Raw genomic sequence first — 25250 nt, 5'->3', positions numbered from 1 at the left:
GCAGTCATGCGTAAATACCTGACTGGCGTCTGGGCTTGCCTGAAGCTCGGTGTGCCTTTCGATTCATCCGAGCTATTCAGCAATGAACACCTGAAAAACGCTTGACCACTAACAGAGTATCTACAGGATTGCGGCAATCCACCAGCCGTGCAGGAGCGTCGACCTCGGCGCGATGCGCTTGCAGCCGTCCCGCAAATCCCAGCGCGGCCGCTCATCCACCTACCACCCTGCCCGGCCCCGGCGGCAGGTAGCGCCCGTACCACGGGCGCCGCGGGATGCGCCCGGCCAGACGCTCGGCCTCATCTTCACCGGCATGAATGACGCGCAGCGCCAGCTTCATGGTTTCGATGTCCAGATCGCCCTCTTCCCCACCGCCACCGTTGCCTGCGCCCCAGGCGCCGCATCCGGCTTCGGCAGGACCGAGCCAGGGCTCGGCGACCTCGACCCACTCGCCCGGCGAGAACCAGGACACGCCTCCCACCTGCGCACGCCGCACCTGCCCCGGATGGGCCTGTTCGTGCGCCTGGAACCAGTCCTCGATACGATCGTCGATCCAGCCATGGAACGCCCAGAACACCGGGTTGACGTGGGAGGAGAAGGCATCGGCGAGGTAATCGTTGTCGGCGCGGAACCAGCGCTCGGAAAAATCATCGGGGCGGCGGTCATAGATCATCGGCATCTGGCTGTTCGGGTCCCGGCACACCGACGCCCAGCACATGTGCAGCCAGTCGTGCAGGCCCAGTTCGATACGACTGCCCAGCTCCCCCAGGCACAGCGTGCCGAGGTACTCGGGGTTCTGGTACTGCGCCTCCCAGAGCTGGAAATTGCCGTAGTAGCCTTCGCTGCTCTTGACGTCGCGCAGCCATTGATTGAAGGCATCGTCACCCGGTGCCTCCCAGGCCGGCGGCACGGAATAACCGTCATGGTTTTCCAGATAATCCACGAAAGCCTGGATGCCATGGCCGATATGGGGCCTGGGTGGCGGCAGGCTGGGCCAGGAAGGGAGATCCTGAAAGCTGCGCGCACGCCGCAGCATCTTGCGGTGCATGAAGAGGAAATCCTCACCGGAACCGTTGCGATGACGGCGCTTGCCACGGGCATCGCGCTCCCGCCCCAGCGGCCCCGGCTGCCAGCCGAGCCCTCGTAGCGACTGGCGACGATCCTCATCGAGCCGGTGCCAGCGGTCACGCGATGCATGCCAGAGCTGGTGGTACAGGCGGTGGCCCGGAGAAACCAGCCAGGCCTTCAATTCAGGGTCATAGGGCAAGCGCTCGCGGGCCTGGATGAACGGCCGCCGCTTCGCCAGGAAGGCCGCCTGGGTGGTGGAAAAACCCGCCTGCTGCCCCTGATGCCGCAGCTTGCCGCTCAGCGTCGCCTCACCGCCGCCCGCGCTCCAGATATCCCAGATCTCGTCGAAGATCGCCGTGCACTCATAGGCCCGGCCCTGGTCATCGACCAGCTTCCAGCGCACCTCGGCGCCCTTGTCGGTCGCCAGCTCGCCATACACCTGAAAGCCACCAGCGGTGAAGGCGCGCCGCCCCAGGTAACCGCGTAGCGCCCGCCCGGAAGGCCCGACGTCGAGCAACAGCTCCAGGCCTTCGTCGGCAAGCTCGGCGAACGCCTGCTGCCCGTCGAGCAAGCTGAAATCCCAGATGCCGACCAGGCGCCCGGCCAGCAGATTCTCACCGAGCGTAGGCGCCACGATCGTCGGCTCCTCGTTCAGCGCCGCTTCCTCGGCCCGCTGGTGGCGTATGTAGCCCACGGCCGGCAAAGCCACCGCACCGGCAGCCGCCAGACCGGCTACGAATCCACGTCGGGAGAACTTCATCTATATAACCATCCGCTTATCCGCTCTCACCCTTCAGAGGGCCTCAAGCAATAACGAACGGTCAAATGGGGAATTTACGATTCCCGGTTCACATCGCTACATCCCACCTCATCAGGCACGACGAAGCCTTCGCAAGCGCAGCACCCATAAATTCCGTCTCATCCCGCTCGTTCTCAAAACAATCGGGCAGCGTCGTGCCTGGACGTACCGATTACGTCCAGGCATCGAGCGTGCGAACTCATAAAACTCCTTTTTGAAGCAGGCCCCTCAAGAACAATGACGATACTGAAAACCCATTGCGTCCTAGATCGACTTCAACGAGTGGGAAAGCTTTCTTTCATCCTGGCGCTATGGGCGCTGAACCCTGCGGCACAAGCCGGTTCCCCCGCGCAAAACGTGATCACCACTCCCCATCCGCTGGCCACCGCGGCGGGACGCCAGATCATCGAGGCCGGGGGCAACGCGTTCGATGCCGCCGTTGCGATTGCCAGCGTACTGGCGGTGGTGGAACCCTACGGATCCGGCCTCGGCGGCGGGGGCTTCTTCCTGCTCCGCACGGCGGGTGATACGCCTCAGTATCGTTTCCTCGATGCCCGCGAACGCGCTCCGCTGGGCATCAAGCCAGAGTTGTACATGCGTGACGGCGAAATACAGGCCGACCTCTCCGTCGATGGCGCCCTGGCCAGCGCCATACCAGGCCAGCCCGCCGCCATGGTCAAGCTGTCCGAGCAGTACGGCCGCCTGCCCATCGCGGCGAGCCTGGAACCGGCCATCCGCCTGGCCCGTGACGGCGTCGAGGTCGACGAACATTATCGCAAATGGGCGGGCTACCGGCTGGAGGCCTTGCGCCGGGATCCGGGCAGCGCCCGGCTGTTTCTCAGCGACGGCGAACTCCCTGCCCAGGGCCGACGAATAAAGTACCCGGAATTGGCAGCCAGCCTGCAACGCCTGGCGGATCATGGCCGAGACGGCTTCTATAGCGGAGAACTGGCCAGGCGACTGGTCGATGGCGTGCGCAAAAGCGGTGGTGCCTGGACCCTGGAGGACCTGAGCGACTATCAGGTCGTCGAACGCGAGCCCCTGCGCTGGAAGCTGCCCCATGGCGGGGAACTGATCAGCTCTCCACCGCCTTCGGCTGGCGGGCTGGTGCTGGTACAGAGCCTCGGCATGCTGCACTCACTGCCGTGGCGGCAGGCCGAGCCCGTCCAGCGCGCCCACTACGTGGTGGAGACGCTGCGCCGCGCCTACCGTGACCGGGGTGTGCTGGGGGATCCGGATTTCGTCGAGATGCCGCTGGAACGACTGACCACCGCGGATTACTTGCAACGGCAAGCGAGCAGCATCGATCCCGAGCGCGCCACGCCCAGCAGCAGCCTGCCCCCTACGGAGCCATGGCGTGAAGGCGATCACACCACTCACTTCACTGTTCTCGACGTACAAGGCAATGCCGTCGCCGCCACCCTCTCGCTCAACAGCATGTTCGGCGCCGCCTTCACCGTCCCGGGCACCGGAATATTGCTGAACAACGAAATGGATGATTTCGCCATCGACGTAGGTGGCAGCAATGCCTACGGGCTCCGGGGCACCGCCCCCAATGCCCTGGCAGGAGGCAAGCGGCCAATCTCCAGCATGGCTCCAACGTTCATCGAATCCAACCAGGACTTCGCCACCTTCGGTACACCTGGCGGCAGCCAGATTCCCAGCATGATCCTGATTTCGTTGCTCGCATACCTACAGGGTGAGCCTGCCTCGAGCTGGGTGGCGCTGCCGCGCTACCACCATCAGTATCTGCCGGATCTCATAACCCATGAACCGGATGCTTTCAGCAAGGCTGAACGCGACGAGCTGCAGTCACTGGGGCATCGACTGGAACAGGTAGCGACCTATGGCAACCAGCAATCCATTCACTGGAACAAGCTGACCGGGAAAATCGAAGGCGCCAGCGACCCACGTGGTATGGGCACGACCGAGATATTGCCGGCACAGCCAGCGCCGACTCAACAAAATCCCCTTCGCTAGAACACTGGAGATATCGAATGTCAGCAGGAAATATGTCGCCTGGCAGTCACTGGCTGGATCAGGAACATTCGGAAAACCACAAGGAGAAGTTTCGCATCCTGGTTCTGACCTTCGTGGTCGTGTTCTTTACATCCTATGAACACCATTTCGATGAGTGGGTGTATACGCAGTGGGTGCTGAACTATGACTTCGGCCTCGTCAGGAGAGGCCTGGTCGGTGGGCTATTGAAGGCATTCGGCTATGTGCCAAGCCCCGAGTTCTACATGATCGCGGCCTTTGTTTTTTCACTCTGCGTGTGCATCGCCCTGTTCTGGCTCCTGTCACGCTCAGCACTGTCCTATTGCAGGCAGAGCACGGCGGCCTTCCTTCTGGCCCTGTTCTTCATCTGCCACCCGCTGATCGTCCTGCACTTCGCACAAGCCTCGGGTTTTTTGGATAATATCAACTACCTGATCGCCATCCTTGGCATCGTCGCAATTCTCAAAGGCCCGGCCAAGGTCGGTGCACTTGCCGTTTTGCTTGCTGGCGGTCTGATCATTCCCATTCATGAAGCCAGCTTCGTGATGTTCATCCCCCTGCTTATCGGGATCTGGTTCTATACCAACAGACCGAAAGTGGTGAGTTTCGACAGTTTCCTGATTTTCGTCGTATTCGCCTTGCTCCTGGCCAAGGTGATCTTCATCGGCACGAGCAACCCCGGTTCGAAAATCTCTCTGCAGGAATACTACGAGCATCTCCTGTCGACGACGCAACCCATCGACATAGAGGCGGTTGGCATCCTGTTCAATACGCTGCATGGAAACTCGTCGGAAACGGCAAGCGTCATGCTGAGTGTTCTTTATCTCAACTTCCACCTGAACATGCTGCTCGGGCTGATCCCGACATTCTTCATCGGCACGAAAATACTCAAGGCCCTGTCGAGCCATATCAAACTGGTCTCCTACGAGTCGTTCCTCCTTGCCTGTTCCGTGTCGCCTTTGGCGCTGTATCTGATCGCATCTGACTACACGCGCTGGTGGAGTATCGCCATCAGCAACACCGCCATTTCGCTGACGTTGCTGATGCGAGATCCAGTGCTCGCCGCCGCCATAACCACCGTAGTCAATCGGTACAAATGGTTCATCATCTTTGCCATCGGCTTCGGCCTGGCCCTGGGGCCCTTTACCTCGCACTTGAGCTATAGAAATCTCAACTGGCTCTATTCGCTATGACCGCTGCACTGCAGGTGGCTTTGAAAGCCAGATTGGAGCGCATGCTCGCTTAGCGTGGCGGTGCATGAACAGGACGGTCTGTGATCGCTGGTGGTGAGTCGTCCCTACAAGGTACAGCCAGTTGCCCTCCCCTGCCTGGGCAACGACTGCTCCAGCATGACCGAAAGCGCCAGGACCGTCGTATTGCACGCAACCCGGCGTCGCAGATAGGCGCACGAGAACGGGTCATGAACGGGCCGGCTGCATGCAAGAGAAACCCATAAATTTCGACTCATCCCGCTCGTTTTCCCAACAATCGCCGGCATCCCGGCCGGCGCCGCACCATCCGCAAGGGAGCCCCATGAGTACGAGCCGCACCATCTGGAAATGGCCGCTGCTGATCCTGTCGCTATTGCTACTGGCGGGAGCGGCATTGCTGGTCTGGTGGTTTCTGACCCGCGAAACCGCCCTTTACCCGAAGGACGTCGTCGCACGGGCCAACGCGTTGCAGGAGCGCATCCTCTCGTTCGACGCTCATCTGGACATCCCGCCCCACTTCGGTACCGACGGCGCGGAAGCGGATCGCGACGGCTCTGGCCAGTTCGACCTGGTCAAGGCCGAGCGTGGACGCCTGAGCGGCGCCGCTCTGGCCATCTTTGCCTGGCCCGAGTTCTGGACCGGCGCCAACAGCCCGCACCGTCCCAACGCAGGCTTCGTCGAAGCGGCACGCCACGAGCAGGAAACCCGCTACCGGATCATCACCGGCATCGCCCGCGACTTTCCCGAGCGCGCAGGCATCGCCTATACCCCCGCCGACTTCCGACGCCTGGCCCATGAAGGCAAGTTCGCCATCGTCATCAGCATGCTCAATGCCTACCCGCTGGGTGAGGACGTATCGCGTCTGGACGACTGGGCCGCCCGGGGCATGCGGATCTTCGGCTTCAGCTATGTCGCCAACAATGCCTGGGCCGACTCGTCGCGACCGATGCCCTTCTTCGGCGACTCGCCGGACGAACGGGGCGGCCTCTCGGAGCTGGGTCGCCAGGCCGTGCACCGTCTCAACGAGCTGGGCGTGGTCATCGACGTGTCACAGATGTCCACGACCGCTCTGGAGCAGACAGCCCAGCTGAGCCGCGCCCCCATCATCGCCTCCCACTCCGGCGTACGCGGGCTGGTGGATCTGCAGCGCAACCTCACCGACAAGGAGATGCGCCTGATCCGCGATACCGGCGGCGTGGTGCATATCGTCGGCTTCACCTCTCAGTTGAAGGCGTTCTCCAAGGAAACCCTGGACAAGGTCAACCGCATGCGCGCCGAGTTCGACCTGCCCGAAGTGCAGAACCTGTCCCAGGCCAGCATGCCTGCCGACCCGGTCTTCTCCATCTGGCCGGAAAAAAGGTTCGGTGAATACGCCAGCCGCCTCTACCCCATCCTCGAAGCCGATCCACGCGCCTCGCTGAAGGAGCTCGGCGACAGCATCGACTACGCGGTGAAGAAAATCGGCATCGACCACGTGGGCCTCAGTTCCGACTTCAACGATGGCGGCGGCCTGATTGGCTGGGAGAGCGTCGCCGATACGCGCAACGTCACCGCCGAGCTCATCCAGCGCGGCTACTCGGACGAGGACATCGCCAAGCTGTGGGGCGGCAATTTCCTGCGGGTCTGGGAATCGGTGCAACAACTGGCCAAGCCGCAGTAAGCCGACAGGTACGCCAAACGAGCACCGTAGACGTTTCAACACACAACCTGAATTAAGGGCCAAGCAAGATGCGTTGCACATATCACCTTGGAAACCTCCTGTTGTTCTGCCTGGCTGCGGCCTCTTCCCTCCAGGCGTCGGAGAACGCCACAACCCCTGGAACCGTTTTCAAGGATTGCCAGGACTGCCCAGAAATGGTCGTGCTGCCCGCCGGCAGCTTCGTCATGGGTACCCCGGACGATGAACTGGGGCGCCAGCCTGACGAGGGGCCGCAACGCACCGTGACCTTTGCCAGGCCCTTCGCCATCAGTCGCTACCAGGTGACCGCCGCTGAGCTCGATGCCTATATCGAACAGTCCGGCGTGGTGATCAAGAGCGGCGACGAACGCCCTGGTCGCTGGTGCGAAGCAGGCAAGCCAAGCTATGAACAGGGCCCCCGACAACCCGCCGTCTGCGTCGATTACCAGGAGGTTCAGGCCTATGCGAAATGGCTGTCGGAAAAAACCGGCCAGGTCTACCGCATGCTCAGCGAAGCCGAACGTGAGTACGGCGCACGAGCCGGCTCCACCGGCCCCTTCCCTTTCCCCTTCGACGAGGAAGGCGACTACCAGATCAGCAAACACGCCAACACCTATGGCCCCAAGGACGGCTTCACCTACAGCTCTTCCGTGGGCAGCTACCCGCCGAATGCCTTTGGTGTCTACGACATGCATGGGAATGTGTATGAGTGGGTGGCCGATTGTTGGCATGACCACTACAACGGCGCACCGGTGGATGGCAGTGCATGGATTGACGACGAGCAGTGCGAAGTGGTGCAGATCCGCGGCAACGATTGGGGAGAACCGCCGATCTTTTCCCGGTCGGGTAACCGCAATACCTTAGGCAAGCGCGACCGGGGAGATTGGGTGGGTTTCAGGGTCGCCCGCGAACTCTGACGTCAGGCACGCGCACGGCCCATTGCCTGACTGCCCGTTTCGGCTGGATGGCCATGGGCGTGTGCGCCGGAAGACCGGCCTCTCAATGCGCGCTTCACCGCGCCAACGGTTAATGCCGATCATCTCCTTGCTACAGAAACCTAGCAGGACTCGCTAAATCCGACCGTTGCGTCCTCGTCTGACAGCTAAAGCCTTCATAGTATGGACGACCAGATGAACGGTCATACAGACATCCCGGTACTCGGCAGCCTTTACCCCGACCGCCAGTTGCGAGCACGCTGCACAGACGAGCGCATCACAGTCTCGCTGAACGACCTGCCTCGCCTGGAACTCCTCCTGCAGCCAGCATCTGCGCATGTGTTGCTGGGCAACATCAACCATCTTGCAGGCGACGATGACCGGCAAACGCACTATCTCCTGGGTGCGTGCGAAGCGGCGTTCATCCGCACGTCAGGTCTCGACGAACTGCGGCTCTCGATAACGACTCCCCATGCCACGGTCGACGCCTTGCTGGCCGGAGGCCTCTTCCACCGGGTTGCGCAGGATACGGTCATCTGCTCGGCGCATTCGCTGTGGCAACAACCTCTTCCCTGGCTGCACAAAGGCTCTACCCCGGCATTCCCTCAGCATCACGTGAAGACCGGCTCCAGCCGACATCCCCTGCGTCCGACGCCAGCGCGCGGGGCGCTCTATAGCCGTTTCATTCCCTGGCTGGGCCAGACACTGACCCTAGAACAGGCCGATCCAGATCGCGATCTGGCAGCCTTCAACCGCTGGATGAACAGCCCACGCGTCGCGCAATTCTGGGAAGAAGAAGGCAGCCTGGAACAGCATCGTGCCTACCTGCAAAAACAACTGGACGATCCCCACACGCTGCCCCTGATCGGTCGTTTCGACGGCCAGGCCTTCGGTTACTTCGAAGTCTATTGGGCCAAGGAAGATCGCATCGCGCCCTTCTACGATGCGGAGGACTACGACAGGGGCCTGCATCTGCTGGTGGGCGAAGAAACCTTCCGCGGCAAAGCCTTCTACACCGCCTGGTTTTCCTCGATCTGCCACTACCTGTTTCTCGACGATCCGCGTACCCAGCGCATCGTCTGCGAACCGCGGCACGACAACCAGCGGCAGATCGCCAACTTCGACCGCAGCGGTTTCGCCAAGGTCAAGCACTTCGACTTCCCCCACAAACGTGCGCTGCTGGTGATGCTGTCCCGCGAGCGCTTCTTTTTCGACCGTTTGTACACGCCCCTGGACGCCGTCCAGCCATCGCATGAAGGAACCATCGCATGAGCACCAGCAAGATTCATGACGTCATCGGTGTGGGCTTCGGCCCCTCCAACCTGGCCCTGGCCATCGCCCTCGAAGAACTCGCCCAGCACAGCGGTAGGGATCTGGATGCGCTGTTCATCGACAAGCAACTGCACTACCGCTGGCATGGCGACACGCTTTCCTCCCAGAGCGAACTGCAGATCTCCTTTCTCAAGGACCTGGTCTCACTGCGCAACCCCACCAGCCCCTACAGCTTCGTCAACTACCTGAAGCAACAGGATCGCCTGGTCGACTTCATCAACCTCGGCACCTTCTACCCCTGTCGCCTGGAGTTCAACGACTACCTCGGCTGGGTCGCCGAACAGTTCGCCGACCAGGCCGCCTATGGCGAGGAAGTCGTGCGGGTCGAGCCGGAACTCGACAATGGCGCCATCCACCATTTGAAACTCGTTTCCCGCACCGCCCAGGGCCAGGAACAGGTACGGCGTGCTCGTTCGGTGGTGATCAGCACCGGCGGCTCGCCGAAGATCCCCGAGCTGTTCGCCGCGTTCCGCGACGATCCGCGCGTCTTCCACCACTCACAGTACCTGAGCGCACTCAAGGAGCTGCCCTGCAGCGCGGGCAAACCCATGCGCATCGCCATCATCGGCTCCGGGCAGAGCGCCGCCGAAGCCTTCATTGACCTCAACGACAGCTTCCCGTCGGTCAAGGTCGACATGATCCTGCGCAGCACCGCCCTCAAGCCGGCCGACGATACGCCCTTCGTCAACGAGATCTTCGCACCGCAATACACCGACCTGGTCTTCCAGCAGGCCGCTCACGACCGCGAGAAGCTGATCAAGGAATACCACAACACCAACTACTCGGTGGTCGACCCGGAGCTGATCGAGCGCATCTATGGCGTGCTCTATCGCCAGAAAGTCGCCCGGCAGTTCCGCCATGCCGTGCTCTGCCGACAACAGGTCGAAGGTGTGGTGGCCACCGCTGAAGGTATCGAACTCACGCTACGCGACCTGGCCACCAATCAGCAACGAACGCATCGCTACGACGCAGTGATCCTGGCCACCGGCTACGAACGCCTCAGCCATCAACGCCTGCTGACGCCACTGGACGGCTACCTGCAAGGCCTGGAAGTCGATCGCAACTACCGAGCCCTGGCCACTCAGCAATTGCAGGCCCCGGTATTCCTGCAGGGGTTCTGCGAAGCGACCCATGGCCTCAGCGACACCCTGCTGTCGGTGCTGCCCATGCGTAGCGAGGAAATCGGCCGAGCCCTCTACGAGGCACTGAACATCTCCACCTCCGCCAAACCATCCAAGGCCAGCGCACTGGCTAGCGTCTGACTGCCCCGAGGAGCGATCATGTCCCAGCCCGAAAAAGGCCCGCTGCACGAATTGTTCATTCTGTTACGACCGTTCAAGTTCATCGTGGCAGGCTCCATCGTACTGGGCATGATCGGCGGTCTCAGCATCACCCTGCTGCTGGCCACCATCAACGATGCGTTGCACACCGAGAATGGCCTTAGTCAGGGCCTGGTGTGGGGATTTGCCGGGCTTTGCCTGCTGGCGCTCTCCTGCTCGATACTGTCCGACATCGGCACCAATCGGGTCGGCCAGAGCATCATCGCGGCGTTGCGCAAGGAACTGGGCGAGAAGGTGCTGTCCGCGCCGATCGAACAGATCGAGCGCTACCGCAGCCATCGGCTCATCCCGGTGCTGACCCATGACGTTGACACCATCAGCGATTTCGCTTTTGCCTTCGCGCCGCTGGCGATTTCGCTGACGGTCACCCTGGGCTGTCTCGGCTATCTGGCCGTGCTGTCCTGGCCGATGTTCCTATTGATGGTGGTAGCGATAGGCATCGGCACGGTGATCCAGTACATCGCACAAGCCCGCGGCATACAGGGTTTCCTACAGGCCCGGGATGCGGAAGACCAGTTGCAGAAGCACTACAACGCCATCGCCGAAGGCGCCAAGGAGCTGCGCATCCACCGCCCCCGGCGTCAACGCATGTTCACCAAGGGTATACAGCAGACGGCCGAACTGATTCGAGACACCCAGATTCGCTCGATCAATACCTTCGTGATCGCCAAGAGCCTCGGCTCTATGCTGTTCTTCGTGGTCATCGGTCTTGCCCTCGCCCTGCACGCGCTATGGCCCAACACGAACCCGACCGCGATGAGCGGCTTCGTGCTGGTATTGCTGTACATGAAAGGCCCTCTCGAGCACCTGGTGGGCACACTGCCGATCGTCAGCCGCGCGCAGATCGCCTTCCGCCGCATTGCACAACTGTCGGAACAGTTCTCATCGCCCGAGCCCCACCTGCTTCTCGATGACCAAGATGCCCCGCCCCCCGACGTGCACGAGTTGACCCTGAAAGACGTCAGCTACGCGTTTCCTGCGGTGGGCGATACAGCGCCCTTCCTACTGGGCCCGGTCAACCTGCTAATCAAGCAGGGCGACATCGTTTTCATCGTCGGCGAGAACGGCTGCGGCAAGACGACCCTGATCAAGCTGCTGCTGGGTCTGTACACGCCACAGCAAGGGCAGATCCTGCTCAACGGCCAGGCCGTCGATGCTGAGAGCCGCGATGACTACCGCCAGTTGTTCACCACGGTATTCGCCGACTATTACCTGTTCGATGATGTAGTCCAAGGCGACACCCATATCCCGGACGACGCCAACCGCTACCTCAAGCGCCTGGAGATCGCCCACAAGGTCAGCGTGCGGGACGGCACCTTCACCACCACAGACCTGTCCACCGGCCAGCGCAAGCGCCTGGCGCTGATCAACGCGTGGCTGGAGGAGCGCCCGGTGCTGGTGTTCGACGAGTGGGCGGCCGACCAGGATCCGACCTTCCGACGTATTTTCTATACCGAGCTTCTGCCTGATCTGAAGCGGCTGGGCAAGACCATTATCATCATCAGCCACGATGACCGCTATTTTGACATGGCGGATCAATTAGTGCGGCTGGAGGCAGGCAAGGTCAGGAGCGAGGCCATACCGGTCTGAGAGTCAATTCCCCCAATCCCGCTCTTCCGGTTTTATGGACTCCAGCGTCTTAACTGCGTAAATAGAAAAAATTCTCAACAGCATTATCCGAGAAATAGACCATGCCAGCACGACATTTGAGCAAACTGCGTCCTCTGACCAAAGCATTGTTGATGCGTAACAGCATCCGCCCCCGACTATCTTTAGCCGGCATCAGCATGGCGCTCGCTTTGACGGTCGCGCCACAGGTTCAGGCTCAAGAGTGGCCCCTGAATATCCCAGCGCAGCCCCTTGCTCAGGCTCTGCAGAAGCTCGCTGAACAAGTCAGCCTACAGATTCTGTACAACCCGAGCGACGTCCAGAATCTGCGCTCCAATGCCCTGAACGGTCGTTACGGACTGGAAGAATCGATCGGGATCCTGCTTCAAGGTACAGGGGCCAGTTATCAATTGAACGGCAATACCGTGACGGTACAGGCCTCGGGTAGCAGTTCTCGGGAACTGTCTCCGGTAACCATCACTGGCAAGGTGCTGGAAACTACCACGGAAGGTAGTGGCTCCTACACCACTGGAGCTGTCTCGGTGGGCGGCAAGACGCCAATAGCACTACGCGAGACTCCACAGTCGGTTTCTGTATTGACACGTCAAAATATCGAAGACCAAGGCATCACCAACATAGAGCAGGCGCTGGACAAGTTGACCGGCGTCACAGTGGTCGGCGGCAATAACGTCGATACCAAGTTCTATGCCCGCGGCTTCGAAGTCACCAGTGTACAGACGGACGGCGGAGCCCCTGGCATTCGCCAGCAAAACTACCAGTCTCTATCTGACATGGCGATGTATGACCATATCGAGATTCTGCGTGGTTCGGATGGTCTGTTCAGTGGCACAGGCGAACCCGGTGGCACCCTGAATCTGGTGCGCAAGAAGCCGCTGCCTTACAACCAGATAAAGACCACAACTTCGGCTGGGAGTTGGGACAACTATCGCCAAGAAGTCGACATAACTGGTCCTTTGGCCTTCGATGGGCGCTTGCGCGCTCGAGGCGTATTCGCTGTCGAAGATCGCGACTACTTTTACGATACGACTAGCAGCAAGAAGGAAATCTACTATGGGATCCTTGAAGCCGACCTCAGTCCCGATACCCTATTCACCCTAGGTGGTAGCCACCAGTGGCGCAAGATAAAGGGCTACTGGGACAGCGGCCTGCCACGCTATGACACAGGAGAAGACATCGGCCTATCGCGTGATACGTCGCTGGCGGCCGACTGGTCTACCTCCAATTACGAGACCAACGAAATTTTCGTGAAGATTGAACACACACTCAACGAAAACTGGAAGGTCAACGGCAGCTATACCCGCTACAGCCAGGACATAACCCAAAACATTGGACAGGCAACCGGCACCATCAACAACACCACAGGTGAAGGCTCCCTGTTCTCCCGCTGGGGCCGCGACTACACCATCGACCAAGACATCTACGACGCCAACGTCTCGGGCCGCTTCCAGGCGTTTGGCCTCGAACACGAGGTTCTATTCGGCGTAGACCACCAAGAGACCCGTCGAAGTTTCGAATCGTACCGCCTGGGCATGGCCAACATCCCAGTCGATCCACGCCAGAACAACATTGACGACCAGCCAATGGGTGCCATGCCAGACATTTACATTACTTTTCCAGCCTGGAACCAGCGCAAGAGCGGTGCCTACTCGACCTTACGCGCGCAACTGGCCGAACCACTCAAGTTGATCATCGGCACTCGCTACTCCGACTATAACGACAACATCTTTAGCACGCTTCCAGCCTATAACTTAGACTATCCCACGGGCGGCAAGGACAGCGGCGTAATCACACCGTTCGGTGGTCTGGTCTACACAGTTAACGATCAGTGGTCGGTCTATACCAGCTACAGCCAGATATACACCCCACAGACCACCTATCTGGATAGCAATTATCAATCACTCAAGCCAATAACCGGTGATACCTACGAGCTCGGTACCAAAGCAGAGTTGCTCAACAAGAAAGCCAACCTTTCACTCGCGGTGTACTACACCAAGCGCGAAAATGAGGCCATGCAACTTTATTCTGAGACTGTAGCCGATACCGCCAACCCATGCTGCTATGAGGCTGCTGGCAAGATCGTTAGCAAGGGCATTGATGCCGAGATCACAGGCGAGCTATTGCCGAACTGGCAGATTGGCGCAGGTTATACCTTCAACATCAATGAGCAGGTCAAGACCGGTACTGCAGCAAACCGTGGCAAACCACTCAGCACGCAGACGCCCAAGCACCTGCTCAAACTGTTCACCAGCTACCGCCTCCCTGGCAACCTTGACCACTGGAAAGTCGGACTGGGCGCCAATATCCAGAGTCATAATTATGTGAGCGGAACTTCATCGATCAAGGATTCTTTTGGCAATACGATCGACACTAGTGTTCCGTACAACTATGAACAACCAGGCTACGCCATCTGGAATGCTCTGGTGGACTACAAGATCGATAACCACTGGACCGCGTCGCTGAACGTCAACAATATATTCGACAAAAAGTACTACCAAACCGTTGGTACTAACGCGATTAGTAATTGGTATGGCAACCCACGCGAGTACATGTTGACCCTGCGTGGCACCTTCTGAGGCTACGATAGTCGGGTATTTCTTATCTGTCTCTAAACATGAAAAGGGCCAGCCACATGGCTGGCCCTTTTCATTGAGTCCCGCCGCGGGGTTCAGCCCAAATAGCGCTTCAAGGCATCGGCCATCTCGTCATAGACCTCCAGCACTGCAGGTGCCACACTGGACATACGCAGGAAATCATGGGTCAGCCCGGCGTACTCCATCAACTCGACCTTCCCCCCTTGACTGCGTAGCTTCTCGGCATAGGCCCGACCTTCATCAAGCAGCGGATCAAAGCCTGCCAGCCCGATCCAGGCAGGTGGACAGTTTCCCAGCGCCTCGGTTAGCAGTGGCGAAAAACGTGGGTCGTCACGATCCTGGGGCTCGCGTGCATGGCACTCATAGAACCATTCCAGGGTCTGATCCTCCAGCAGGTAGCCCTCGGCGAACAGCTCGCGCGAAGCGTGCCGCTGGCTGGCATCAGTCATCGGATAACACAGCAGTTGCAGGCGCGGCCGGATGCCCTCAAAACCAGGTTGGGAGGCCTGCACCGCGAGCACTGTGGCAAGGCTGGCACCCACGCTGTCACCGGCGAAAGCCACCCGCGTGGTATCCAGCCCCAATGCCGATCCCTTGGCGCAGAGCCAGCGCAACGCCTGCTGCGCATCCTCCAGCGGCTGCGGAAAACGATGCTCGGGCGCCAGCCGATAGCCGACCGACACCACGGCGAAGCCAGACCGCTGGCATAGTTCCTGGCAGATGCCCTGGTGCGAATCCAGGCTACCCAGCACGTAGCCTCCACCGTGGAAGAACAGGATCACCGGTGTCGGCGCAACCGTGGCCGGGTGATACAGGCGCAGCGGCAACAGGCTGCCATCCTCCCGGGCCGCCTCCAGCGCCAGCGGTTCGATCGCAGGCGCTGGCCAGGCCAGTTGCCGGCTGGTCTGCTCGAACAAGGCACGCGCCTGCTCTGGGGCCAGCATGTGCAGCTGCGCCTGCTCAGCGAGATCGAGGAAAGCACCAATATCAGGATGTAGTGTCATCAAAGAGAATTCCTGAAGCGAAAACGAAAGCGGGAGGCAAGCCTCCCGCATGGAAAGATCAGGCGACGCCCGCCTCGCATACCGACACACAGTGCACGATCAATGTCTGCAACTCGTGTTGTAGGTGCTGCATCAGCCGTTCGACGGTTGCGGCCCGGTAGCGTCGGGTGCTGTAGACACAACGGATCGACAGGCGTCCGTCGTACACTTGGCCCACCATTTCCAGCCAGTTGCCCAGGGGCGCCTCACTGCTGTAACAATCACCCTGCCCTTCTGGCGCAGGCAACAGAAGGGCCTTGTCATCAAAACTCTGGTCGAACTGGCCGAGATAGTTGAACGTCACCCGTGCCTGTTCCGCCTGAGCCAGGCGTGCCGCCAGCACGGGCCCGGCCATATGGCGTAGCACGCCATAGCCGATGCCCTTGTCGGGAATCGCTTGCAGGCGCGCCTGGATCCCGCGCAAGGCGTCGACCTGATTTTGCCCTGGCGGGCAATCCAGGCGTACCGGGAAGGCCGTGGTGAACCAGCCCAGTGTGCGGCTCAGATCCAGCTCGTCGAACAGATCCTCACGGCCATGCCCTTCGAGTTGCACCCAGGCGGTCTGCGTCCCAGCCCAATAGCACAGGGCTCGGCCCAGAGCTGTCAGCAACAAGTCGTTGATCTGGCTACCGTAGGCGGCCGGCGCCCGCTTGAGCAGGTCACCGGTCTGCGTGGCATCCAGGGAGAAATGCGCCGCGGCTTGGTAACGGATCTGATCCTTACCCCGCGGATTGTCGCATGGGAAAGCCTGATCGGCGGCAGGCAGGCATCCGAGCCAATAGTCCAGCTCACGCTCGGCGCGTTCCTGAGACTGGGCCTGCAGGCGCTCGACCCACGCCCGGTAGCTGCTGCTGCGCCCCGGCAGCTCTGGCTCCCCCCCCTGGGAGCAGGCTTCGTAGGCAGTCTGCAGATCTTGCAGGAGGATTCGCCAAGACACTGCATCGACCACCAGGTGATGGATCACCATCAGCAGGCGCTGCTCGCCACCGGCCAGTTCGATATGCACGAAGCGGAACAGCGGGCCGTTCTGCGGGTCGAGGCTGCGCTGTGCGCGGTTGACGCATAACTGCAGCTCTGCCTCGTCGGTGGCCTGCTCGATCCTCAGGCATTCCCCCAGGCCCTCGCCGGGCCCACGCTCGTGCAGGTCGTAACTCTGGTACCAGCGGCCATCGATCTGGCGAAAACGCAGGCGCAGGCTGTCATGCTGCATGACCACCCGGTGCAGTGCCCGCGCCAGCGCCTCGGCATCCAGTGCTTGCTGCGGACGGAACATCAGCGCCTGGTTGTAGTGATGACGCTCGGTCATTGGACAAGCAAAGAACCACTGCTGGATCGGCAGCAGTTCGAACCAGCCCTCGGTGGCCAGTTGCGCGCCGATATCCTCACGCCCTGGGGCGAGGATCTCCTCGCGGGAGAACAGCCCGGCGATGGTCTGCCAACGCATCAGATCCCGTAGCTTGAGGTCGATGTCCAGTTCCGGATGGTTGCGAACCTTGGATACCACCTGCAGGCTGAGGATCGAATCGCCGCCCAGCTCAAAGAAGTTGTCATGGATGCCCACACGATCGACCTGCAGGGTCTGTGCCCAGATCTGGGCCAGCAGCCGCTGGGCCTGACCGACCGGTGCGACGTACTCTCCCGTCTGTACCTCGGGTACCGGTAACGCGCGGCGATCGATCTTGCCGTTGGCGGTGACCGGCAAGCTCGCCAGCCCCATCAGGTAGGTTGGTACCATGTAGTCGGGAAGTTCCTGCCGCAGTCGATCCTTGAGCCAGTCTCCTACTTTGCGACCATCACGGATGACCACGTAAGCGACCAGGTGCTTGCCGCTGGCCAGCTCGCGGACTACCACCAGCGCATCGCCGACCCCCTCCTGGCGCCGTAGGGCAGCTTCGATCTCGCCCAGTTCGATGCGGAAACCTCGCAACTTGACCTGATGATCGGCCCGTCCCAGGTAGTCGAGGATCCCGTCCTCACGCTGCAGTACCCGATCGCCACTGCAGTACTGGCGACTGCCTGGCGCGCCAAAGGGATCTGGCACGAAACGTTCGGCGGTCAGCCCGGGGCGGCCATGATAGCCCCGCGCCCCCCCCTCGCCACCAATGTGCAACTCACCCGGGATGCCCGCCGGCAACGGTTCCAGATCATCGTCTAGCACATACAGGGCTCGTGCTCCCACCGCCCGGCCGATTGGCGCGTAGGCTGCGCCACAGCGTTCCTGTACGCCAACTTTCCAGAGCATCGGCGTGACCACCGTCTCGGTTGGACCATAGCCATTGGTCAGGTAGCGTGGTTTGAGCACCGAGGTGATCAGGTCGAAGGACGACTCCGGTACCGCGTCGCCACCGCAGCAGTAGATCTCCACCGTCGGTGCCGGCTGGCCGCTATCACGTACGTGCTCGGCCAGTTGTTTGAGATAGGCCGGTGGGAAGCAGGCGATGGTGATACGCCGAGTGTGCAATACCGCGCACGTTTGCTCGGCGGTCCACAGCTCGCCATCGCGAACCACCAGTTCACCGCCGCTGGCGAGTACGCTGAGCCAGCGCTCCTGGGCACCGTCAAAGGCGAACGACATGAACAACAGCTCGCGGGTGTCGTTATCGATCTCATAGAGTTCGGCAATGGCCTGGCAATGCATGCTCAGTGGTCCATGGGTTACCGCTACGCCCTTGGGCTGGCCGGTGGAGCCCGAGGTATAAATCAGGTAGGCCAGGTTTCCGGAGAGTATCGTCGACACCGGCGCCTGCGTTGGCAGCCCGGCCCAATCCAGGATGTCCAGATCGATACTGGCCAGCCTATCCGGCGCCAGGCGCTGCAAGATATCCGCCCGGCCGATGAGCAGTTTCATCGAGGAGTCTTCGATCATGTACGCCAGCCGCTCGGCGGGGTAATCGATGTCCAGCGGCAGATAGGCCGCCCCGGCCTTATGTACCGCCAGGAAGGCAACGATGCTGTCCAACGACCGTTCCAAGGCGATGCCGACCACGTCTTCGGGCCCGACGTCCTGGGCCTGCAGGGCATGGGCCAGGGCATTGGCGCGCCGTTGCAGTTGCGCGTGCGTCAATACGCCGTCGCCACAACGCACGGCCACGGCGTCAGGGAGCGATGCGGCCCGGCGGTCGATCAGTTCGGTGATGGCCACCGCCTCGTGGCGGGCTTGCGGCGCGCGGCTCCACTGCTCGAAAGCCTGCAGCTGCACCGCGGACAGCCGTGGCAACCGCCCCAGTGGTCGTGCACCATCCTCGGCCAGTACGTGCAGAGTGTCCTCCATGCACTGGCGGATGGCTTGTACCGCTTCGGGCGAGAAGCAGGCCCGTAGGTACAGGTACTCGATGGACAGTCGCTGGCCGATGGTGACCGCCAGATCCATGGGGAAGTTGGTGACATCGTGGTTGCTTGACTGGCCGAAGCTCAGCTCGCTCTCCCCGACCTGGCCAAGGCGCTCATCAATCGGGTAGTTCTCAAACACGATGATGCTGTCGAACATCGGCTGGGCGCCCATGCCGGACCAGCGTTGAATATCGGCCAACGATGCATGGGCATGGTCACGCAGGTCGAGGTTGTAATCTTGCAACTGCGCCAGCCACTGTCCTATCGGTTGTGCCGGTTCCAGGGTCTGGATCACCGGCAAGGTATTGATGAATAGGCCCAGCGTCTGTTCGGCGTTGGCCAGCGACGCCGGTCGCCCGGCGACCGTCGAACCGAAGGCGACTGTGCGCTGCCCGGAGAAACGCTGCAGTACCAGCAACCAAGCGGCCTGCACCAGAGTATTGAGGGTCACCCGGCAATCGCGGCAGAACCGCTGCAGCCGTTCGGTCTGCTCCGGGGTCCAGTTGGAATACAAGGCAGCATGCCCAGCAGCGGCACTTTCGTGACGCGGGTACATCGCCAGGCTCAGCGACGTGGGCTCGGCCAGCGTGGCCAGGCGCTGGCGCCAGAACTGCTCTAGTTCACCCTGAGGCTGGCGTTGCAGCCAGGCGATGAACTCGCGATAACGCGCCGGGGGGTTGGCCACCTGGCCCTCTTTGTAATGCTGCAGCACCTCGCCAAACAGCCGTGAGCTGCTCCAGCCATCCATGAGGATGTGGTGGCTGGTCCAAAGCATGCGGTAGTCCTGCTCGGCGGTGCGCACCAGGGTGATACGCTGTAGCGGCGCGCGGGCCAGGTCAAATCCTCGGGCACGATCCTTCGCAGCCAGTTGGGCGATGGCGGCTTCGGTGTCGGCCTGGCCACGCCAGTCGAGCAGTTCCAGGTCGAGCCCGGCCTGGCGCTGCACCACCTGCACCGGGTGCTCGCTGTCATCGGGCCAGTGGAAGCTGGTACGCAGGATGTCGTGCCGCTCGATGGCTGCCTGCCACGCGTCGCGGAACCGCTCTACCTGCAAGCCCTGTACCGGCAGGTCGACCTGGTTGATGTACAACGCCGACTCGCTGTCGGCCGCACTGTGCAGCAACATGCCCTGCTGCATCGGCGACAGCGGATAGATATCCTCGATCTGCCCAGGAGCGATCGGCAAGGCATCCAGCTGTGCCTGGTCGAGTCCGGCCAGTGGGAAGTCGGATGGCGTCACACCGGCATTGCCGGCATCGCAGCAATGCCCGATAAGTTCGATCAGCTGGCGCCCGTACTCGTCGGCCAGGGCCAGCACGGTCTCCCTGCGGTACTGCTGCCCGCTGAACGACCAGGTCATGCTCAGTTCGCCACCATAGACCCGGCCATTGAGTACCAGCCAGTTGGCCATTGGAGAAGCGGCATGTTGCTCGGCGCCGGCATACTCGCCGGACGGGGCGAACAGCGCCTGGTCATCGGCGGCGAACACACCGTCGAATTGGCCCAGATAGTTGAAGGTGATGCGCGCCTGCGGCAGTGCGGCGAAAGCCGCTCGAGTCGCCTCATCGCCCAGGTGACGCAGGACACCGAAGCCCAGGCCCTTGTCCGGCACCGCGCGCAGCCGTTCCTTGACGCCCTTGATCAACTCGCCCGGCGCCTGGCAGGCATCCAGGCGAACCGGATAGACGCTGGTGAACCAGCCGACAGTACGTACCAGATCGATATCGTCGAATAGCTCCTCACGGCCATGCCCCTCCAGCTCCACCAGCACCGAATCAGCCCTGACCCAGGCGCACAGGGTGCCGGCCAACGCGGCCAGCAGCAGGTCGTTGATCTGCGTTCGGTAGGCCGCGGGAGCCTGCAGCAGCAGGCGCCGGGTGAGCTCCTTGTCCAGCCGCGTCTCGACGCTTCGGCCCTCGCCATTGAGTGCCTGGGCCACCGGCCAGTCACGCGGCAGGTCGGCCTCGCCCCCTTGCGCCTGCGCCAGCCAGTAGGGCTTCTGCTCCAGCGCGGCGCCTACCGCATAGCCCTGCAGGCGCTGCGCCCAGGCCTGCACCGGACTGGTCTTGGACGCCAAGCGCGGCGGTTGCTGCGACGAGGCATCACGATAAGCCTGTTGCAGATCCTCGAACAGAATCCGCCACGACACACCGTCGACCACCAGGTGATGGATCACCAGCAACAGGCGCTGGGACGCATCGGGCAGGTCGATCAGCACAGCACGCACCAGTGGTCCGCCCTCCAGGTTCAAGCTGCGCTGGGCCTGCTCGCACACCTCCAGCAACTGGTCGTGGCTGTCGATACGCCGGCAGTCCAGCGCCGGCGTCTGTTTCCACAGGGCCCGTTGCTGCGCAAGGGTGCGATGCAGTGCCTGCGCCCCGGCCGTGGGATGGAACGACTGGCGTAACGCGTCGTGATGCACGATCAGCGCCTGCAGAGCCTGCTCCAGCGCCGAGGCCTCCAGGGCAGTGGTCGGGCGCAGCAGCACAGACTGGTTCCAGTGCTGGCGCTCGACAATCGGCGCTTCGAAGAACCAGCGCTGGAATGGCATCAACGGCGCGCCACCCTGAACTTCATCTTGATCAATGCGAATCTGTTCTGCGGCCGTGGCCACCAGAGCCAGACTGCGCACGGTCTGGTGCTGGAACAGCTCCTTGGGCGTGAAACGGATACCCACCTGGCGCGCCCGACTGACCATCTGGATGGAGACGATCGAATCGCCGCCCACTTCGAAGAAGTTGTCGGTTACCCCCAGCTCGTCGAGCTTGAGCACAGCGCTCCACACCTCCAGCAAGCGCTGCTCCCACTCGTTGGCGGGCATCTGACGCTCGCTGGCCAGTTCGCTCAGGTCTGGTACCGGCAGGCGTTTGCGGTCGAGCTTGCCATTGGGGGTCAAGGGCAGTGCATCGAGGAACACCCATTGCACCGGAATCATGTAGTCGGGCAGGTTCACCGCCAGTGCCTGGCGCAGCAAGTCGCGTCCTGGCAGTGTGTCCTGCCCTACCACATAGGCGACAAGGTACGCGCCATGGGCACCCTCGAGCACCAGCACAGCGGCCTCGCGTACCTGCGCATGGGCCAGCAGACGCGCCTCGACCTCGCCCGTCTCAATACGGAAACCACGCACCTTGACCTGGTGGTCGAGGCGCCCCAGGTACTGGATCACCCCATCGCCGTCGTAGCGCACACGGTCGGCAGTGCGGTACATTCGCTCGCCGCTGTTGCCTAGCGGATCGGGAACAAAGCGCTCGGCGGTCAACCCCGGGTTGGCCAGGTAACCACGAGTGATGCCGCTGCCGGCCAGGTACAGCTCGGCGCCCACCCCTACGGGAACCAGGTTCAGTTGTGGATCCAGGACATAGCTGGAGGTGTTGTCCAGCGGATGGCCAATGTTCGCCCGACCACCAGCCTCGCGGCGAGTCCAGGTTGAGTAGGTGGTATCTTCGGAAGGGCCATACAGGTCATACACGGTGCGTACCGAGGTGCCTTGGTACAACGCCTCCACCAACGGCTGCTTCAGAGGTTCACCGGCCAGGTTGATGACGCTTACCCCCGGCCCGATGCTGCCTTCGCGCAGCAGCGCGGCGATGGCCGATGGCACGGTGTTGATCAGGCGTACTTCATCCCTGGCCGGCAGTTCGGCCAGCGCCAGGGCATTGCGCGCCAGGACGATGAAGCCGCCCAGTCCCAAGGTGACAAACAGTTCCCACACCGACAGGTCGAAGCACACCGAAGTCGACGCCAGCACCCCCTTCAGGTCGTCTGGTGCATAGACCCGGGCCGTCCAATGACGCAACGCGGCGACGTTGCGGTGGCAGATCGCCACGCCCTTGGGCCGGCCGGTCGAGCCAGAGGTGTAGATCACATAGGCTAGGTTGTCCGGGCGTACATCGCGGCCCAGATTTGTGCTTTTCAGGTCGCCCAGCCACTGCTCGCAGGCCTCTACCAGCACCACCTCGGTGTGCGTCGGAACTGACAGGCGTTCGATCACTCCGGCTTGGCTTACCAGCACCGTCGCCTGGCTGTTGTCGAGCATGTAGGCGATACGTTCGGCCGGATAGTCCGGATCGAGCGGCACGTAGGCGCCGCCTGCCTTGAGGATCGCCAGCAGGGTCACCACCAGCTCGGTGGAGCGGGCCAAGGCCACGCCGACCCGAACTTCCGGGCCGACGCCCAGGCCCACCAAGTGCCGTGCCAGCCGGTTAGCACGCACGTTGAGCTGGTCATAGGTCAGGCGTTGGTGATCATGCACCAATGCCAGCCGCTGCGGGGCGCGCAGCGCCTGCGCCTCGATCGCGCCGTGCAGCGTCTCGTCGCGGGGGAAGTCGCAGGTCTCGCCGCACCAGCTTTCCAGTTGGCGCTGCCGGGCATGGGCCTCCAGCACTGGCAAGTCTTCAATGGCCTGCGCCGGATCGGCGACGATACCACGCAGCAAGGTCAGCCAGCTGCACCCGAAACGCTCGATGGTCGCAGCTTCGAACAGGTCGGTGGCATAGGTCAGCGCGACGCTCAGCCCCGCCTCGCCTTCGAAGGTGTCGAGAGTAAGGTCGAATTGCGCCGCATGGATCTGCACCGGCATCGCTTCGAGGGTCAGGTCGGCGGCGAGGGAGCCGCGACTTTCGCCACCATCCACGCGCTGGTGGTTGTACATCACCTGAAACAGCGCATTGTGGCTGAGGCTGCGTTCCGGGCGCAGGGCCTCGACCAACTGCTCGAATGGCAAATCCTGGTGATTCTGGCCTTGTACCACAGCTTCACGCACCTGCAGCAGGAAATCGCTGAAACGCATGCCGCTTTGCACCTGGCCACGCAGCACCTGGGTATTGGTGAAGAAGCCGATCAGCCCCTCAGTCTCGACCCGATTGCGGTTGGCCACCGGCACACCGACACGGATGTCGTGCTGCCCGGTGTAACGGTGCAGCAGCACCTGGTATGCCGCCAGCAACAGCATGAACAGGGTTACCCCCTGCTGCCGTGCCAAGACTTCCAGCCCGTGGGTCAGGGTGGCATCGAACGGCAGGCTCAGGCGAGCACCGCGGAAGCTCTGCTGGGGGGGGCGGGCGAAGTCCAGGGGCAGCTCTAATGCATCGGGCTCGCCCGCCAGTTGCGTGATCCAGTACTGCAGTTGTCGCTCGCGCTCGCCCGCTTCCATCCAGCGCCGTTGCCAGACCGCATAGTCGCTGTACTGCACCAGCAAAGGCGCCAGGCGGGGCTCACGCCGTTCGACTCGGGCCTGGTAGAACTCGATGAGGTCAGCGATCATGACCTTGATCGACCAGCCATCCGAAACGATGTGGTGCATGACCACCACCAGCACATGGTCATCGTCAGCCTGGCGCGCCAGCCCCGCGCGCAGCAGCGGGGCATGGGCCAGGTCGAAGGGTTGCCGTGTCTGGCGCAGCACGAAGTCATTGAGCGCTTCGTCCTCGCACAGTTCCAGTTGGAAGTCGACCTGGTTCAGCACCTCCTGCACCGCCCCGTCATCGCTGGCCTTCAAACAGGTGCGCAGTGCCCCGTGCCGGGCCAGCAGCGCCGAGAAGCTGTGCTGCAGCGCAGCAAGGTCGAGACTGCCGCGCAGACGGAGGGTGAACGGAATGTGGTAGGCATCGCTGTCGGGCTCCAGCTGCCAGAGAAACCACTGGCGCTCCTGGGCGTAGGACAGTGGCAGTTGCTCCAGCTCATCGCTGATGGCCGGGATCGGCAGCTGCGCCGGCGAAATGCCTTCAGCGAGCATGCTCTGCAGGTAACGCGTTCGCTTGTCCAATGGCAGCGCGATGAACCGCCGGGCGATCCGTGCGGCGACTTGCTTATCCATCACACTTCCTCCATTTCATCAAGCAGAGACTCGAGCCTGCTCAGGCTGTCGCCAGTATTCTGGCCGTAGTTGTGTTGCAACTGCGCGGCGAACTGTGCCAGCACCGGGTACTGGAACAAGGTCTGCGGCGTCGCCGCCACGCCCAGCTCCAGTTGCAGGCGCGACACCACGCTGACGGCCAGCAGCGAGTGCCCGCCCAGTTCGAAGAAGTGATCGTCTCGTCCAACCTGTCCGTGGCGCAGGACGTCCTGCCAGATCACCGCAATGGCGCCTTCCAGCTCTCCTTCCGGCGCCACGTAGGCCTTCTGCGCCTGGGCCTGGGGGCTCGGCAGCTGGCGTCGATCCAGCTTGCCATTGGCGCTCAACGGCAAGGCCTCGAGGAACAACCACTGCCCCGGCACCATGTACTCCGGCAGGCTTCGCGCCAACCGTGCCTTGAGCTCCTCGGCCGTCGCCTCGCCCACCACATAAGCCACCAACT

12 protein-coding genes are annotated in these 25250 nt (G+C 62.0%); 8 read left to right on the top strand and 4 right to left on the bottom strand.

What is annotated here, in order from left to right; translation table 11 throughout:
• Positions 1-211: 211 nt before the first annotated feature.
• On the bottom strand, positions 212-1828 hold the full coding sequence (gene pvdP / locus DNK34_RS24315) for a pyoverdine maturation tyrosinase PvdP (RefSeq protein ID WP_165497356.1): 1617 nt from the start codon (positions 1826-1828) through the stop codon (positions 212-214).
• A 276-nt stretch (positions 1829-2104) separates the two neighbouring features.
• Between pvdP and ggt the strand changes: the two genes are divergently transcribed.
• The 8 genes from ggt to DNK34_RS24275 all read left to right on the top strand — a co-directional run bounded on the left by ggt (position 2105) and on the right by DNK34_RS24275 (position 14563).
• Positions 2105-3847: a gamma-glutamyltransferase gene (gene ggt / locus DNK34_RS24310; protein ID WP_131177872.1), complete on the top strand. Its 1743-nt coding sequence runs from the start codon at positions 2105-2107 to the stop codon at positions 3845-3847.
• A 17-nt stretch (positions 3848-3864) separates the two neighbouring features.
• Positions 3865-5058, top strand: a complete 1194-nt coding sequence (locus DNK34_RS24305; protein WP_131177873.1) for a hypothetical protein — start codon at positions 3865-3867, stop codon at positions 5056-5058.
• Positions 5059-5398: 340 nt separating this feature from the next.
• Positions 5399-6736 (top strand): dipeptidase, encoded by a 1338-nt coding sequence (locus DNK34_RS24300; RefSeq protein ID WP_131177874.1) that lies wholly within the window; start codon positions 5399-5401, stop codon positions 6734-6736.
• A gap of 68 nt (positions 6737-6804) precedes the next feature.
• Positions 6805-7671, top strand: a complete 867-nt coding sequence (pvdO, locus tag DNK34_RS24295; RefSeq protein WP_131177875.1) for a dihydropyoverdine dehydrogenase — start codon at positions 6805-6807, stop codon at positions 7669-7671.
• A gap of 213 nt (positions 7672-7884) precedes the next feature.
• Entirely contained in the window at positions 7885-8961 is a 1077-nt protein-coding gene (locus tag DNK34_RS24290; protein ID WP_207390825.1) for a GNAT family N-acetyltransferase, read from the top strand.
• On the top strand, positions 8958-10283 hold the full coding sequence (locus DNK34_RS24285; RefSeq protein WP_131177877.1) for a lysine N(6)-hydroxylase/L-ornithine N(5)-oxygenase family protein: 1326 nt from the start codon (positions 8958-8960) through the stop codon (positions 10281-10283). Before DNK34_RS24290 ends, DNK34_RS24285 begins: the two co-directional genes overlap by 4 nt.
• Positions 10284-10301: 18 nt before the next feature.
• Complete coding sequence (locus DNK34_RS24280) at positions 10302-11951, top strand: cyclic peptide export ABC transporter (protein ID WP_131177878.1); 1650 nt, start codon at positions 10302-10304, stop codon at positions 11949-11951.
• Positions 11952-12103: 152 nt separating this feature from the next.
• Entirely contained in the window at positions 12104-14563 is a 2460-nt protein-coding gene (locus tag DNK34_RS24275) for a TonB-dependent siderophore receptor (RefSeq protein ID WP_165497357.1), read from the top strand.
• A 92-nt stretch (positions 14564-14655) separates the two neighbouring features.
• On the opposite strand, the gene DNK34_RS24270 is transcribed toward DNK34_RS24275, so the two are convergent.
• From DNK34_RS24270 to DNK34_RS24260, 3 genes are all read right to left on the bottom strand, one after another.
• On the bottom strand, positions 14656-15585 hold the full coding sequence (locus DNK34_RS24270; RefSeq protein WP_131177880.1) for an alpha/beta hydrolase: 930 nt from the start codon (positions 15583-15585) through the stop codon (positions 14656-14658).
• 58 nt (positions 15586-15643) lie between these two features.
• Positions 15644-24769: a non-ribosomal peptide synthetase gene (locus DNK34_RS24265; protein ID WP_131199535.1), complete on the bottom strand. Its 9126-nt coding sequence runs from the start codon at positions 24767-24769 to the stop codon at positions 15644-15646.
• The coding region (locus tag DNK34_RS24260) for a phosphopantetheine-binding protein (RefSeq protein WP_242675401.1) at positions 24769-25250 on the bottom strand (482 nt) is incomplete at its 5' end. The genes DNK34_RS24260 and DNK34_RS24265, both read right to left, overlap by 1 nt.

The organism is Phytopseudomonas dryadis (genome assembly GCF_004327355.1).
GTDB lineage: Bacteria > Pseudomonadota > Gammaproteobacteria > Pseudomonadales > Pseudomonadaceae > Aquipseudomonas > Aquipseudomonas dryadis.
Note: the sequence above shows the minus strand (reverse complement) of the source record. Positions and strands in the feature narration are given on the sequence as shown.